The sequence below is a fragment of the Arenibacter sp. F26102 genome (assembly GCF_023015865.1).
GTDB lineage: Bacteria > Bacteroidota > Bacteroidia > Flavobacteriales > Flavobacteriaceae > Arenibacter.
Window position 1 is genome coordinate 19,128 of sequence record NZ_JALKBC010000009.1, and the last position, 15,261, is coordinate 34,388.

Below are 15,261 nucleotides of genomic sequence, written 5' to 3' on the forward strand. Positions count from 1 at the left end.
GCTTTTTTAAGAATTAATTTTCTAATTTCATAAACTTCTACTTGAATATTTAAAATTTCCCGTAATGAAAATTGATTATATCAACGAAGTTATTTTTGTTCAAGGCCTAAAAAATGGTGATTCTACAGCCTATAAATACTTAGTTGAAAATTATCATCATAGGCTATGCACCTATGCTTACGGACTAATTGGCGATAATGATTCATCCGAGGATATAGTTCAGAACGTCTATATTAAAATCTGGAAACAACGAAAAAAGTTAAAGGACGATGTGGACCTAACAAATTATTTATATAAATCTGTATATAATGGGTTTGTTGATCAATACCGAAAAATTAGGCCTGTGTTTTCATTGGAAAAAATTCATATAGATACTCTTGGAGCATTCGTACAGGAGGATTCGGAACATTCCTTGGAAAGACTTATTTCTCAAGTGAAAAAAGAAATTGAGAACCTACCTCCCAAATGTAAACAAGCTTTTTTGTTGAGCAAGCAGGACGGACTTACCAATATCGAAATTGCGGAGTATTTGAATATTTCTACAAAATCGGTCGAAGGTCATATTACTAAGGCTTTTACCATTTTACGGAAATCTCTTGATGGCAAAATGAAAGGAATTTTCCTATTGCTTTTTGGAATGGAATTAAAACAAAAGTTTTAATTCTTAAACATATTACCTTCCAGGTTGGATGGATTTTAGAATTTATTGAAGTATTAATTCACTCGCCTCGTCCAAAATGGAACGATCCAACTTCTTTAACTAGGCCTGTGTAACTGTTAAATTTTGATGACCCATAGATTCACGGATAATATCGGTAACAATTCCTTTTTGCTATAGACAATTGGCATAACCGGACGTTTTGATAGAATTTTTATGTCATTACCATAGAATTCATCTTCCTTTTATATGCTGCTACTTTATCATTTCATCAATTAGCGCTACTATTTTCATTTTCCAAAGCTTTAACAAATAGTGGTTCATAGCTTAAAATCCTTCTTTCATATAGGAAAATTAAATGCTAATCTATTTCGTTTGGGAACAGCCATTTTTACGAACACATTTGTATTTGCTGGAATGGGATAGTCCCATAGTGCAATTATCTAGTTATTGAAGAATTATTTATGAAAAGATTTTCGTTTGTTTTATTGTTAACATTGGGCAGTGCGATTTATGCCCAAGAAGCTAATACTATTTATTTTAATAATGAATTTTTTCCGAATTCAGAAGTTGGCGATGTTTCCAAGACAACAATAGGCGTAGACATTCCCGTTATTAACAGCTATGATAAAGAGAGTTTTAGTGTTGGGGCCTCATACCAAAGCACCAACCTGAGTTATGTGGATAAGGATGTACCTTTCGAAACCGATCAGATAGAGGGCTTTCATACATTTGCACTAAAATTGCAGTATAATCGCCTACTCAAGAACAATTGGGGAATAACGCTAATGGCTCAATCCCAAATTTCCTCAAATTTTGATGAAATGGACTTTAGTGAAAAAGACTTGTTCTTTAACGGAGCATTAATATTTGACAAATTAAATGAAGAAAAAAGATCCATGTGGAGTTTCGGAGTCATTAATGATGCCCAGTACGGACTTTACTTTCCCATACCCACAGTTTCGTACACTAAACGAATCAATGATTTTTGGGCTTATAAATTGGGTGTGCCTGATAGCCGAGTAAAATGGACCTGGAACAAAAACAGTAATTTTGAGGCATTTGCTGCTTTGGACGGCTTTAGTGGCAATATTAATGATGATATAGAGATATATAAGGAGGACTATGTGGGAACCTTACGACAAACCAGTGTGGTAAGTGGATTAGCGTATAACTTCAATTTCTGGCGCAATTTTCAGTTAAATGCAAAGAGCGGATATACCCTTTACAATCATATGGAAGTTCAAAACTATGACAATGAGGAGATTTACGATTTTGACCTGGCCAATGGTTGGTATTTCAATGTTGGCATGAGCTATAAACTTGGAAAAAAGGTGAAACTAAAAAGTCCGTATTAATCTTGATCAGGGTTAACCATAATTCTGTGAAAATATAATTACAACGGGTTCAACTTCGGAAAGTTGAATCCGTTTTTCATTATGACACGAACCAAGTAAATTTAACCTCCATTTTTGTACCTGCCGTTCCCGCCCAAGCCTAAATATTTCCCTATTGCCTGTACGGTCTCGGACATTTGAACACCGCGTATACATCTTTCTGGAATTTCATTAACGATGGGATTGGAAGTTCTAAGACTAACCCAATCCTTTTCCTAATTTCCGTATATTTAAATAATATTAAGTATTTGATTTAGAGTAAATAAACTTATAAACTGCTTGGGAATGAAGGGATTTTCATTATTCAAATGGTCAACGATTAGCATTTGAAGTTTTAACAAACAATTACTTAGTTCAAATGAAAACTAATTTAGACCACAGAAATCTTTATCACTTTGCCATCTTCATAGTTGGGCTCCAAATGCTACTCTCCATAGCCCATATAATTGTAATCTCCCTTGGGGGAAGCTCGTTTATCTATTTCAGTGGTTATTTTGTTCCTTGGTTTATTTTGATAGTTATAAGCGCTGTTGCGCTTCAACTGGTGTTAATTTGGTATTATCGAATAAAGAACTTCAGGTTTGCCTTATTGGGCATTTTGGTTTCCCTTGTTGCTACATTGGCCTATGGCCTATTTTTTTATCTAGCATTGACGAATAGGTTTTTGCAAAATATGGTTGCCGGGGCATATGTAATGGTGTTATTTGTAGGTTCTATATATTCGTTATGCCTTTTTACTTCAGGGACGAGACATAGATTTTGGTTGTTTTGGGCAGGAATCAGCGGGTTTTTAGTTCAGTGTATTTTAATTGCGCTGTATCTCTGGGGAATGAATACCCAGAACGATGCTATTCAAGGGGGCATTAAAATGGCCATACCCTGGTTATCGGTGGCTGGAAGCCTTACACTTTTTTTCTATACCCTGAATTTCAAAGATGAGTTGAACTCCCTGGACAACAAGGACGAGCTCATTCCATCCAAATTATTGACCGCTACCATGAACTTGTTTGGGGTGATTTCGGTAATCGCAATTTTTTTGGTTTTAAATCAAGGGATAAAAAGCTATGTATGGCAAAATGGAAAAGCGGAAAGATCTATGAAGTTGGCACAACTTTTTGAGGCAAGAATTTACGTGAACGGGCAAAATGATACCCTTAGATATCGCTTATTGAAACCTAAAGATTATGATATTAACAAGGAGTACCCTTTGGTGGTAGATCTACACCATGGGGCAGGAATGGGGAACGACAATCTAATACAATTAGACGCAGCCGAACCGTCCAAGCTATTATCGACCGATGAAAATAGGAAAAAATATCCAGCTTTTATTATAGTGCCTCAATGTCCTAAGAACTCTAGTTTTAGGGAACTTCCCAAACATCAGGGTATTTCTGATTTAATTTATGAGGCCATGAATACCGTGGAGGAAGAGTTTAATATAGATGAAAGGCGACGTTATGTAATGGGGTTGTCCCTTGGAGGTTATGGCACTTGGCATTTTATTGGGTCCCGACCAGAGTTGTTTGCGGCGGCCATTCCCATTTGTGGGGGAGGTGATCCAGGCATGGCCAATAATATGATCAACGTACCTATTTGGGCTTTTCACGGTGAAAATGACAATAACGTCCCTGTGCATTTGACAAGGAACGTGATCCTAGCCATTAGGGTTGCAGGGGGAAGTCCAAAGTATACCGAATATTCGTCGGGCCATGATATTTGGAATAAGGTATACAACACTCCTGGATTGCTGGAATGGCTTTTTGCCCAAAAAAAGGAATGAGGGCTTCTTGGTTGAAGAAAGAAAAGTGTACCAAAACGTCCTGGAGTTATTATTGGATAGTATTTATAAGCCCCGTAAACACTAAGTTTAAGGGGCTTTTTGTTAAACTTTTGTATAGATGGATAGAATAAAATTGAACCAAGGCAAAATCATCCTAAGAATCTACAGGGAATAGCCATTTTTGACTCACCTTATATATCACCTAAATACACTGAAAGGCTGGTTATTGTAGCGTTTAGGACTTTATAATGCGTTCATGTGCCATTTGGTATAAATCTATTAGTTCCCTATCTGGATGTTTTTTGCGTATGGTTTCCAAATAGTTCAACAATTCCAGTCTTTTGTTCTGCTTATGGGCATCGTACAAGATGTCTTCTATGGTATTACTCATAATTTAATTTTCTATTTCCTGTATTACTTTTAAAGTCTTTAACATAGAATCTGGAGTTACCGAAATGGTATCTATACCTTCCTCTATCAAAAATTTGGAGAAATCCGGAAAATCCGAAGGTCCCTGACCACATATCCCCACTTTGGTCTTATGTATTTTGGCCGTGGCAATCAACATTTTTATCATGCTCTTTACGGCACAATTGCGTTCGTCGTACAAATGTGCTACCAAACTGGAATCACGATCTAATCCTAAAACAAGCTGGGTAAGATCGTTGGATCCAATAGAAAAACCATCGATCATAGGTGCGAATTGATCGGCCAGAATTACATTGGAGGGCAATTCTGCCATTAAATAAATTTCCAGTCCTCTTTCCCCTCTCCTAAGGCCATTTTCTTCCATGATGTCCAAGACCTTGGTCAATTCCTGTGGTGTTCTACAAAAGGGAATCATAACGGTAATATTTTCAAGGCCGAATTGATCCCGTACCATTTTTAGCGCTTTGCATTCCAGAACGAAGGCCTCTCTAAAAGTCTCGGAATAATAACGTGAAGCTCCCCTCCATCCGATCATTGGATTTTCCTCCTTAGGCTCAAAATGATTCCCTCCCAATAAATTGAAATATTCATTTGTTTTGAAATCGGATAATCTGGTAATCACTCGATTTGGATAAAATGCAGCCCCTATTTTGGCGATGCCCTGTGCCAATTTATTGATGAAAAATGCTTCTTCGGATTCATATCCTTTAATTAATTCTCCGATGGCCGTTGATAGGGCGGGATCCTTAAGATCCCTGTGCCTTAATAGTGCCAAGGGATGTACTTTAATGTAGTTGTTGATTATAAATTCTTCCCGTGCCAAACCCACTCCTCCATTTGGAATTTTTCTATATTGGAACGCCAATTCTGGGGATCCAATATTCATTAGAACGGGAGTTTTGGTTTTTGGGAATTCCGTATAGGCAGTCTCGTGTAGTTTATAGTTTATTTTTCCTTGGTACACTTTTCCAATACTGCCCTCGGCGCAGGAAACGGTTATATTCTGTCCATTTTCAAGTATGGAAGTGGCATGTGCGGCGCCCACTATTGCCGGGACACCAATTTCACGGGCCACAATAGCGGCATGACAGGTTCTTCCCCCCTTTTCGGTAATGATGGCCGAAGCTTTTTTCATTAGGGGCTCCCAGTCTGGATCGGTCATTTCAGTAACAAGTACATCGCCCGCTTTAAAGTCGGTCTCATCTGCACTACCATCCCTTCCATCCAGGGAAAAGATACGATGTACCTTCCCAGTCCCAATTTTATCACCTACAGCAACTCCCGATAAAATAAGCTTGTCCGCCAATTGGTCCTCATCCTCAATTTCATATTCTTTGATGCTATCGGTCTGTTCCTGGGAATGTATGGTCTCAGGCCGGGCCTGTACAATATAGAGTTCATTGGAAAGGCCGTCTATGGCCCATTCAATATCCATAGGGCACCAGGACCCTCTTAGTTTAGTGTAATAGTTTTCTATTTTTTGGACCCATTGGGCCAATTGTATGATTTGAGTATCCTTAAGACAAAATGTATCCTGGATTTTTTGATCTACGGGAACTTGTTTTACGGTTTCAAATGGCTTGTTTCCATATACCATTTTATGGGTTTTTTTGCCGAGTTTTTTATCGATAATGGCATTAAAGCCTTTTTCCAAGGTAGGCTTGAAGACTATAAACTCATCTGGGGAAATTTCACCCCCAACTACCAGTTCACCTAATCCGTAGGCCCCGTTTATTAAAACTACATCCTTGAACCCACTTTCCGTATCCAAAGAGAAGGCAACGCCTGAGGAGCCTAGATCCGAGCGTACCATTTTTTGTACACAAACCGATAATTTTATGGAAAAGTGATCAAAACCTCGGGAAGAACGGTACGAAATGGCACGGTCTGTATACAAGGATGCAAAGCAACTTCTTATTGCCGTTAACAGCATTTCTCCTCCTTGAATGTTCAGATAAGTGGATTGCTGTCCTGCAAAGGAAGCGTCCGGTAGATCCTCTGCTGTGGCCGAGGAACGCACGGCTATATCCGTAGCTTCTTGATCATAATCCTCGGACAGGATATAATAGGATTCCAAGATCGACTTTTCGACCGAAACAGGAAATTTACCATTGGAAATCAACTTTCTAATGTTGGAACCTGTTTTACGAAGTTGAATAATATCCGTGGTGTCCAAACCATCCAATGCCGCATTGATTTTTTCCTTCAAATTGTTTTCGTCAATGAAAGCATCGTAGGCATCTACTGTCACTGCAAATCCGTTGGGAACTTTGATGTTTTGAGCTGTTAAATGTTGAATCATTTCACCTAGTGAAGCATTCTTACCACCAACTCTTGGTAAGTCGTCAATGCCAACTTCACTCAGTTTCTGGATATACTTTTTTTGATTTTTCATGACACCTTATGCGTTAGTAGTTTATTTACGAAATCGTTTGCGTAAATCAAGAAAAAAATTATTTCGATACAAAATTTCATTAATTTAGACAGGTTTCCAACCTATAATATGACTAATTACAATACTTTTTTTGCCGATAGCTATTTTAGTATGTGGATTGTGAATTTTTAGTATTATGTTTATGGTAATTCTTTAAAACATGAAACTTCAATTAGCGGATAGAAGTAATTTTAACAACAGCTCCTTTACTACCAAGGTGAATGAGTATCCCTATTTTTTAAAAATATGGCACTATCATCCCGAATTGGAATTAGTGGTTATTTTAAAAAGTGAAGGAACTTGTTTTGTGGGCGATTGTAGTGAAAAATTCCAAGCGGGGGAAATTGTACTGCTGGGTGAAAATTTACCGCATATGTGGCTGAGCGATGAGGACTATTTTCAGTTTAATCCCAACTTATCTGCAAAAGCCTGTGTCATGCATTTTAAAACTGATTATTTAGGAAGTCAATTTTTTGTAACTCCGGAAATGCAGCATATTTATGGACTGTTTGAAAGAGCTAGAAATGGAATAAAGTTTTTTAATATAGATAAGGAGCTGATCAAGGAGGTTACGAACATGTTGAAATTGAAGGGTTTTGATAAGACGCTAGCTTTTTTAACCATACTTAACAAACTGTCTAGGCACAGGAGTTTCAAATTATTGGCCAGCCAGGGATTTATAAATACCTATGAATTATCTGAAAACAAAAATTTAGACAATATTCATGCCTATATCTTTAAAAACTTTTACAAGACCATTACCCTGAAGGAAGTGGCGCGAATAGCCCATATGAATACTTCTGCCTTCAGTAGATTCTTCAAAAGAGTAAAAGGCACAACATTTACCCGATATGTAACGGAAATTAGAATTGGTTATGCATGTAAACTATTATTGGAAGGGGAAAGTAGCATTTCAACGGTGTGCTATGAATCCGGGTTTAATAATATCTCCAACTTTAACCGACAATTCCGATTAATAATGAACTGCTCGCCCTCTACATTTTTAAGGGAGCATAAAAACTACGATAGGAATTTTGACACCCGTTAATATTTTCAAAATGCCTATAATTGGCAGGGAATAAATATCAATTAGCTAAAATGAAAGTTGTAATAGGCTACTGATCAATAAAAAGGAATGCGATGGCAAAACTATGCCATGGCAATTTACGGTGTGTAGCCGACCATAAAAATAATGGTCTGGGAAGTTAAGGTCTGTAGCTCAATCGGAACAATTTTAAATGTAATAAGTAACAAAGAGAATTTAATTAATATGGCACAAAAACAATATTACAAAAAAGGGTCTTTTGGGAGAAAATATATCTTGTTCTTAATTACCCCATTTATTTTTACATCATGTAAGGAGAAGCAAGTGGGGATGGATAGTCCAAAAGCCAAACCCAATGTGATTGTAGTCATAACGGACGATCAAGGTTACGGAGATCTTGGGTTAAATGGAAATGCAAGTATAAAAACCCCTGCTATTGACAATTTCGCAGCGGAGTCCGTCCGTCTTAGCAATTATCATGTAGGGACCACTTGCGCTCCCACAAGGGCCGGATTGCTAACGGGAAGGAATTGCAATAGAAATGGTGTTTGGCATACCATAATGGGAGCTTCCTTGCTAAACAGGGAAGAAATTACCATGGCCGACGAGCTACAGAAGAATGGGTATAATACCGCCATGTTCGGCAAGTGGCATTTGGGGGACAACCATCCATTTGCACCTCAGGAAAGAGGGTTCGATGTGGCTTTTTATCACGGTGGTGGTGGTGTTGGGCAAACACCGGATTATTGGGATAACGACTATTTTGATGATACTTATTATAGAAATGGGACACCGGAAAAGAAGGAAGGATATTGTACCGATGTATGGTTTAATGAAGCAATGAATTTCATTGAAGCTAAAAAGGAAGAGCCTTTTTTCTGTTATCTTAGTTTAAATGCGCCCCACAGCCCTTACAATGTACCCGAAGAATACTACAATATATATAAGGATGCAAAGGGCATATCGGAAGAGCAAAAGCGTTTTTATGGTATGATCACCAATATTGATGACAATTTCTCAAAACTATTGAAGAAGTTGGAGGCCTTGGGCATTGCCGATAATACCATCCTGATATTTACTACCGATAATGGTACTGCCCAAGGGTATACTATAGATGCCAAGACTAATGAAGTTCAAGGTTACAATGCAGGTATGAGGGGCACTAAAGGGAGTGAATATGATGGGGGCCATAGGGTTCCTTTTATTGTAAGATGGCCAAATGGAGGACTAAGCGGAGGCAAGACCCTTGAAGATTTGGTGGCCCATGTAGATGTATTGCCAACGATCATGAAACTAACAGGGCAGCCTTATACGCCCACCAAAACCATGGATGGTATGGATGTAAGTGATTACCTCTTAGGAAAAGAAGACATTTCCAATAGGTACCTGGTAACGGATACCCAGCGTGTGCCTTGGCCTATTAAAGGGAAGAACAGCTGTGTAATGGAGGGTAAATGGCGTTTGATAAACGGTACGGAATTATACAATATAGCCCTTGATCCTGGGCAGGAAATTAATGTTGCGGACCAACACCCGGAAAGGGTGGAGGCAATGAATGCATTTTACGAAAGTTGGTGGGATGATATAATTAAGGAAACCAAATATTCCGTGATTGATTTGGGCGTTGGGGAAACAGATGTACTTACCTGTCATGATGCCCGCACCATAGGGTACTACCCGCCATGGAACCAACAAATGATCCGTGCAGGAGAACCTATGAAACCCGCCCCCTTTTCGGTAAACTTTACTTCCGCTGGCAAGTATAGGTTCCACCTCAGGAGATGGCCGTCTGAAAGTAATTTGGCTCTTGGTGCTGAAATCAACGATGCTATATCAGCCACTCTTAATGCAGAAGGCAAGGTGGCCGGAAAATCAATGCTATTTAAAAAAGCACACCTAAATATTGGAGAAAAAAGTATTGATGTTGCGGTAGATAACAAGGCAGGAGCCGCTACTTTGGAAATGGATGTGCAGCAGGGCGAAACAGAACTAATGGCCTATTTTGATTTGGCGGATGGAACCCAGAGCAATGCTTTTTATATAGATGTGGAAAAGGTGGAATAGGCCAATGAGCGCTTAAAAATAAAATGTGATATACACTTTACGAATGAATTACCGCAATAATTAACTGATTTATTCATTTTAATCGAGGGGCGATTTAAGCAAATTAAAAAGGCAAATATCTGAAAATAAAGTATTTAACAATACTCATATCCATCAATAGAAATAAGCAATACTTTAAGCGAATAGAGAAAGATGCTAGTGACACGTTTACATAATTTCGTAAAGAATCACAATTTATATTTTAAAATATGCTAACAACTTTAAAAAAGGTAATCCCAATAATGTTTACTATTTGGGTCGGAACTTCCTATGCACAGGAAAAGAATGGGGGCGAGATGGACGAAATGTGGGGCGAACAGAACACTTTGGGAGCGGATGCCCCCGCCTCCAGGACGGCACTATTTGATGATGGCAATTATGCCATGTTTATCCATTGGGGTATTTACTCCAACATTGCCAACAAATGGAAGGATAGTACCTATTACGGCATTAGTGAGTGGATCATGAATCCTAGAAGGGCCAATATTCCGGTAGATGAATATATGGCAGAGGCAAAAAACTTCAACCCGGTATATTTTGATGCCAAGGCTATTGCGCAACTGGCCAAGGATGCAGGAATGAAATATGTTGTTGTTACCAGCAAGCACCATGACGGTTTTGCCATGTATAATTCCAAAAGCAATGATTTCAATATTGTAAAGGCCACTCCCTTTGCCAGGGATCCCATGAAAGAATTGTCCAAGGCCTGTAAAGAATTGGGGCTTGGATTCGGCTTTTATTATTCGCACAATCAGGACTGGACCTTTCCGGGGGGCAATGGCGGACCCAAGGTCAATGAAAAAGGTAAAGAGGTAGATTTCGAATATTACTTTAAGAAAAAATGTCTTCCTCAGGTAAAGGAGATCGTGACCGAATATGGGGATATTGCCATGGTCTGGTTTGATACTCCCGGGAATATGGAGAAAAAATATGTAGCTGAATTGGTAGATGTAGTCCGCAAGCACCAACCCAATGCCATGATTTCTGGTAGGGCGGGCCACGGGTTGGGAGATTATAAATCCTTGGGGGATATGAATATTCCAGTTAAAAATATAGGGGGTCTATGGGAAACGGTAGATGTTACCAACGATTCTTGGGGTTATGCCTGGTACGATCAGAATTGGAAAGGCCCTAAACGTATATTGAAGAGTATAATTTCTACAGTGGCCCGCGGGGGCACCTATATGTTGAATGTTGGGCCGGCACCTGATGGAAGTATTCCGACTGAGGCGCAGGAATCGTTAAGGGCTTCTGGAGAGTGGATCGGTAGATACCCGCAGGTAATTTATAAGTCTGGGGCTTCACCTTGGGGACGAAAGTTGCCCTGGGGAGATGCTACCATAGCCTCAGATGGCAAGTTGAACCTCTGCGTTTATGAATGGCCTTTGGATGGTAAATTGTGGCTTCCAGGCCTAAAGAATAATATAACTTCCGCAAAGCTTTGGGTAAACGGAGAACAGCTAAAATTGGAGACCAGCAGGGATGGGGATTGGGCCGCATTAATTCTTCCGGCCAAACGTCCAGAAAGTTTGATTTCCATTATAGAGGTTGAGCTAGACGGCCGTCCGGAGGTAAGCACCAGCTCCAGTCTAGACCCCATTTTTGCTACAGTACTTCCTGTGGATTTTGCCACAGCGGAAGGTGCTGCCATCTCAGAAAAAAGGTGGATGGAAAAATTTGGGGAGTGGAAGCATATTGAACAGGCCCAAGATTGGACAGATAAGGGTAAAGTGACTTGGAAGGTAGTGGTGAAAGAACCCGGTTACTATCAAACGGAACTCAATTATGCGGGATCGGGCCGCTTGGTATGGAACATTACTTCGGACGAGGGAAATGTTGTTCAGAACCAGCAAAACTCTTCAGAGGTCTACAATTATTATGAAATGGGACTTTTGAAATTTGAAAAGCCGGGAGAGCATACCATAACCGTGTCTTTGGTAGATGGAAATAGGCAAGGTGCAAGTCTCAAAGAAATACGATTGACTCCTGAGGGAAGTATGGAATAAAACCTATAATTTTGAAGAATGACGAAAAAGCCATTCATTTTAGTACAGCTTGTTTTTCTATTATTTTATATATCAGTTGCACATTCCCAGGAATTAAAACCATCCAATTTATTTTGCGATAATATGGTATTGCAACGTGGCATGCAAGTTCCTGTTTGGGGCCTTGCAGCGCCTAAGGAAAGAATAACGGTAAAATTTGCTGGCCAGACCACCTCAACAAAAGCAGGGAAAGATGGTATATGGATGGTTGAATTAGAGCCCATGCAGGCTTCGAAAATTCCTCGGGAAATGACTATCAGCGGAAAAACGGAAATAGTCTTGTCCAATGTGGTAGTGGGTGAAGTTTGGATATGCTCTGGACAGTCCAACATGCAATTTTCGGTTACCAACGTCCCTGAAACAAAAGCACTGTTGGCTTCTTCAAAGAATATTAGAAGTTTTGAGGTGAAGAGAACGGTTTCCTTTAACGAAGAAGACAATGTTAATGGAAAATGGCAAGATGCCCCCCCAAGCAGTGCCGTAGCATTTGGTTTTGCATACTTCCTTGAGAAGTCCGCCGATATTCCGATTGGAATAATACATGCCTCTTGGGGCAGTTCTTCCCTGGAAGCCTGGATGCCGCGCGATATGGCAAAAGAGTTTCCTTATTTCAAGGCTATAATGGACGACTTTGATGCCGATACATTAACTAGGAATAGAATCAACACCGCGATTACTTCCTCGGAAGGTTGGTCTAACGAAGAGGATATATTTATGCGTAGGCAACCCAATATTCTTTATAATGCTATGATGAACCCTATAACGCCTTATGCTTGTAGAGGCTTGGTTTGGTACCAAGGGGAGCGAAACACACGTTACTATTCCGGGGTACCCGAGGTAAACGAGGACAATTGGTTCCATAGGGTGATAGGGATGAAGGAATATGGCGATGTGCTTCAATCTTGGATCAGGCGGTATAGAAAGGAATGGAAAAATGATAAGATGCACTTCTCTCTAGTAATGCTTCCCGGTTATGGAAAAGGCACGAACAATAATCCAGATATCGACCCCAAGAGTCCAACCGCCATGTCTTGGGCGTGGATGCGTGAGTCGCAAATGAAGGTATTGGACCTTCCTTATACCAGTGTTGTCAACACCATTGATCTAGGGGATGAAAAAAATGTACATCCCAAGGATAAACTTCCTATAGGGATTAGACTGGCACTGGCTGCGGAAAAATATACCCTTGATAGGGATGTGGTGGCAGAAGGCCCCATTTTTAAGGAAGTAAAGCCACTAAACAATACACTTGTAGTATATTTTAAGAATGCCCATGGATTAAAAACAGTCGATGGAAAAGCACCAAAGGGATTCTGGATTTCTGATGGATCTATGCAATGGCAAAAGGCAGAAGCGAAAACTGTTGGGGAAACGGTAGTACTGTCCAATGATAAAATAAAAAAGCCGCTCTTTGTGCGATATGCCTTTGCCGGAAAACCGGATGTAAATTTGGTCAATGATGCAGATTTACCTGCCTATCCCTTTAGAACGGATAATGAGATTCCTATTGATGAATAAATATAGAATGGAATTTTAATTTATTGGGAAAACACGATTTATAGAAAGTACGATTCTGTATCACCGGAGTCAAGGGCATTATTGCGAAAGGTTAGTCAGGCTATCCGCGGGAAATAGATTTTATACACATTAATTTAAAAGAGACTATGCATTTATTTAAACAGTTATTTAAGATTTTACTTCTGTTATTTTCAATAACTACAGCTGCACAAAGCATTCAAAAACCAAATATCATCATTATTTATACCGATGACCAGGGTTATGGGGATGTAGCAGCTCTTAACCCCGATGCTAAATTTAAGACTCCCAACATGGACATATTGGCGAATGAGGGGATTATCTTTACGGATGGGCATAGCAGTGATGCGGTCTGTACGCCTTCTAGATACTCCTTATTAACCGGGCGATATAGTTGGAGGACCTCCTTAAAAAAAGGAGTCCTTGGAGCCGATGGACCCTGTTTGATAGAGAAGGATAGGATGACCATTGCCTCCTTGCTGAAGGATAATGGCTACAATACCGCTATGGTGGGGAAATGGCATCTTCAAATGGAGTTTGAAGGAAGTCTGGGCAAGGATCGTGACTGGTCCAAACCCTTTACCGATGGTCCTATTGAGAAGGGGTTCGACTACTTTTTCGGGATTCCCGCATCCATGAACTACGGCATACTTACCTATTTGGAAAATGATAGGGTTTTGGATCCTCCGGTATTATGGACCAAAAAGAAGCCAGCCACCAACCCCAGAACCTATAGCGATGATATTACCCCTAAGCCCTATAGGATGACCCCCCCTTATGAAAAAGAAGGTGGTAGGGGCTGGGTGGAGGTGGCTCCATCCTTCAATGATGAGTTTGTACTGGAAAACCTGGCCAATAGGGCAGTGGAATATATTAATGAATCTTCCAAAGAGGCAAAAAACGGAAAGCCTTTCTTTCTATACCTTCCCTTGAACAGTCCGCATTTGCCACATAGTACCCACCCCGATTTTCAAGGCCGAAGCAACTGTGGCAATTATGGCGATTTTATGGAAGAAACCGATTATAGGGTGGGACAGGTATTGAAGGCCTTAAAAGTAAATGGTATTGATGACAACACCTTGGTTATCTTTTCTTCGGATAACGGTGCAGAAACCAACTACGTTTATCAACGCGATGTATATGGGCACTACAGTAGTTTTAATTTTAAAGGCGGTAAACGCGACATATATGAGGGTGGACATCGCGTGCCATTCCTAATGCGTTGGCCGGCCCAAATCAAGGCCGGTTTAAAATCGGATGTACCAGTGTGCCAAACAGATTATCTGGCTACAATTGCAGCAATTATTGGTATAAAGCTTCCTGATAATGCGGGTGAAGATAGTTATAGCTTGTTGCCGATTTTAAAAGGGGAGACACATAATGAAAAAGTTAGAGGGCCGGTAATCCATCATTCCGTAACAGGCGATTTTGCCATACGGGATGGAAAATGGAAATTGAACATGCTACGTGGATCCGGGGGTTCCTTGGAACCTAGATTTATTCAACCTAAAGAAGGAGAAGCCGTCTTTGAACTTTATAATATGGAGGAAGACCCAAGTGAGACCAACAACCTCTATTTTAAACATCCCGATGTCGTGAAAAGACTTACCAAAAAGATAAGCAATATCATAAAGGACGGAAGAACAACGGCCGGAATGCCTCAAGCATATGTTAAGGAGAATTGGGATTTGCCCAAATGGGTTAAATCTTAGATTCAATCAAAACGAAATACAGGGGAAATTCAATTTTTCTTTATTGATCGAAATAAGCAAGAATAAGACCGAACAGAGAAATACAATTTTATAGTTTGGCCTTAGGTTTGTTCAGGAAGCTG

The 15,261-nt window shown here is 39.9% G+C and carries 10 protein-coding genes; 8 read left to right on the plus strand and 2 right to left on the minus strand.

Going from position 1 to position 15,261, the window contains the following annotated elements; all coding sequences use genetic code 11:
• The first annotated feature begins 64 nt into the window (after window positions 1-64).
• From MWU78_RS13710 to MWU78_RS13720, 3 genes are all read left to right on the plus strand, one after another.
• Window positions 65-661, plus strand: coding sequence for a sigma-70 family RNA polymerase sigma factor (locus MWU78_RS13710; RefSeq protein WP_246998641.1), 597 nt, complete (start codon window positions 65-67; stop codon window positions 659-661).
• A 461-nt stretch (window positions 662-1,122) separates the two neighbouring features.
• The gene (locus MWU78_RS13715; protein WP_246998643.1) at window positions 1,123-2,016 is read left to right on the plus strand and encodes a DUF6268 family outer membrane beta-barrel protein; all 894 of its coding nucleotides are present in this window, start codon (window positions 1,123-1,125) and stop codon (window positions 2,014-2,016) included.
• 397 nt (window positions 2,017-2,413) lie between these two features.
• Window positions 2,414-3,835 carry a prolyl oligopeptidase family serine peptidase gene (locus MWU78_RS13720; RefSeq protein ID WP_246998645.1) on the plus strand — a complete coding sequence of 474 codons (1,422 nt, stop codon included), beginning with the start codon at window positions 2,414-2,416 and terminating at the stop codon, window positions 3,833-3,835.
• A 235-nt stretch (window positions 3,836-4,070) separates the two neighbouring features.
• Here MWU78_RS13720 and MWU78_RS13725 read toward each other — a convergent pair whose 3' ends face one another.
• Both MWU78_RS13725 and ppsA read right to left on the minus strand, forming a co-directional pair.
• A complete protein-coding gene (locus tag MWU78_RS13725) occupies window positions 4,071-4,226 on the minus strand; it encodes a hypothetical protein (protein WP_246998647.1) in 156 nt (51 codons plus the stop codon).
• A gap of 3 nt (window positions 4,227-4,229) precedes the next feature.
• Window positions 4,230-6,659 carry a phosphoenolpyruvate synthase gene (gene ppsA / locus MWU78_RS13730; RefSeq protein ID WP_246998649.1) on the minus strand — a complete coding sequence of 810 codons (2,430 nt, stop codon included), beginning with the start codon at window positions 6,657-6,659 and terminating at the stop codon, window positions 4,230-4,232.
• Between the two features lie 199 nt (window positions 6,660-6,858).
• Between ppsA and MWU78_RS13735 the strand changes: the two genes are divergently transcribed.
• The 5 genes from MWU78_RS13735 to MWU78_RS13755 all read left to right on the plus strand — a co-directional run bounded on the left by MWU78_RS13735 (window position 6,859) and on the right by MWU78_RS13755 (window position 15,139).
• The gene (locus MWU78_RS13735; RefSeq protein WP_246998651.1) at window positions 6,859-7,746 is read left to right on the plus strand and encodes an AraC family transcriptional regulator; all 888 of its coding nucleotides are present in this window, start codon (window positions 6,859-6,861) and stop codon (window positions 7,744-7,746) included.
• A 222-nt stretch (window positions 7,747-7,968) separates the two neighbouring features.
• Window positions 7,969-9,807, plus strand: a complete 1,839-nt coding sequence (locus tag MWU78_RS13740; RefSeq protein ID WP_246998653.1) for an arylsulfatase — start codon at window positions 7,969-7,971, stop codon at window positions 9,805-9,807.
• Window positions 9,808-10,055: 248 nt separating this feature from the next.
• Window positions 10,056-11,852, plus strand: coding sequence for an alpha-L-fucosidase (locus tag MWU78_RS13745; RefSeq protein ID WP_246998655.1), 1,797 nt, complete (start codon window positions 10,056-10,058; stop codon window positions 11,850-11,852).
• An 18-nt stretch (window positions 11,853-11,870) separates the two neighbouring features.
• Window positions 11,871-13,409, plus strand: coding sequence for a sialate O-acetylesterase (locus MWU78_RS13750; RefSeq protein ID WP_246998657.1), 1,539 nt, complete (start codon window positions 11,871-11,873; stop codon window positions 13,407-13,409).
• A 146-nt stretch (window positions 13,410-13,555) separates the two neighbouring features.
• On the plus strand, window positions 13,556-15,139 hold the full coding sequence (locus MWU78_RS13755; protein ID WP_246998659.1) for an arylsulfatase: 1,584 nt from the start codon (window positions 13,556-13,558) through the stop codon (window positions 15,137-15,139).
• The last annotated feature ends 122 nt before the right edge of the window (window positions 15,140-15,261 follow it).

What these genes read in the sequence shown, in the direction of transcription:
- MWU78_RS13745 (WP_246998655.1), top strand. Translation starts at nt 10,056, where the DNA reads ATGCTAACAACTTTAAAAAAGGTAATCCCAATAATGTTTACTATTTGG.
- MWU78_RS13750 (WP_246998657.1), top strand. Translation starts at nt 11,871, where the DNA reads ATGACGAAAAAGCCATTCATTTTAGTACAGCTTGTTTTTCTATTATTT.
- MWU78_RS13725 (WP_246998647.1), bottom strand. Translation starts at nt 4,226, where the DNA reads ATGAGTAATACCATAGAAGACATCTTGTACGATGCCCATAAGCAGAAC.
- ppsA (WP_246998649.1), bottom strand. Translation starts at nt 6,659, where the DNA reads ATGAAAAATCAAAAAAAGTATATCCAGAAACTGAGTGAAGTTGGCATT.
- MWU78_RS13755 (WP_246998659.1), top strand. Translation starts at nt 13,556, where the DNA reads ATGCATTTATTTAAACAGTTATTTAAGATTTTACTTCTGTTATTTTCA.
- MWU78_RS13710 (WP_246998641.1), top strand. Translation starts at nt 65, where the DNA reads ATGAAAATTGATTATATCAACGAAGTTATTTTTGTTCAAGGCCTAAAA.
- MWU78_RS13715 (WP_246998643.1), top strand. Translation starts at nt 1,123, where the DNA reads ATGAAAAGATTTTCGTTTGTTTTATTGTTAACATTGGGCAGTGCGATT.
- MWU78_RS13720 (WP_246998645.1), top strand. Translation starts at nt 2,414, where the DNA reads ATGAAAACTAATTTAGACCACAGAAATCTTTATCACTTTGCCATCTTC.
- MWU78_RS13735 (WP_246998651.1), top strand. Translation starts at nt 6,859, where the DNA reads ATGAAACTTCAATTAGCGGATAGAAGTAATTTTAACAACAGCTCCTTT.
- MWU78_RS13740 (WP_246998653.1), top strand. Translation starts at nt 7,969, where the DNA reads ATGGCACAAAAACAATATTACAAAAAAGGGTCTTTTGGGAGAAAATAT.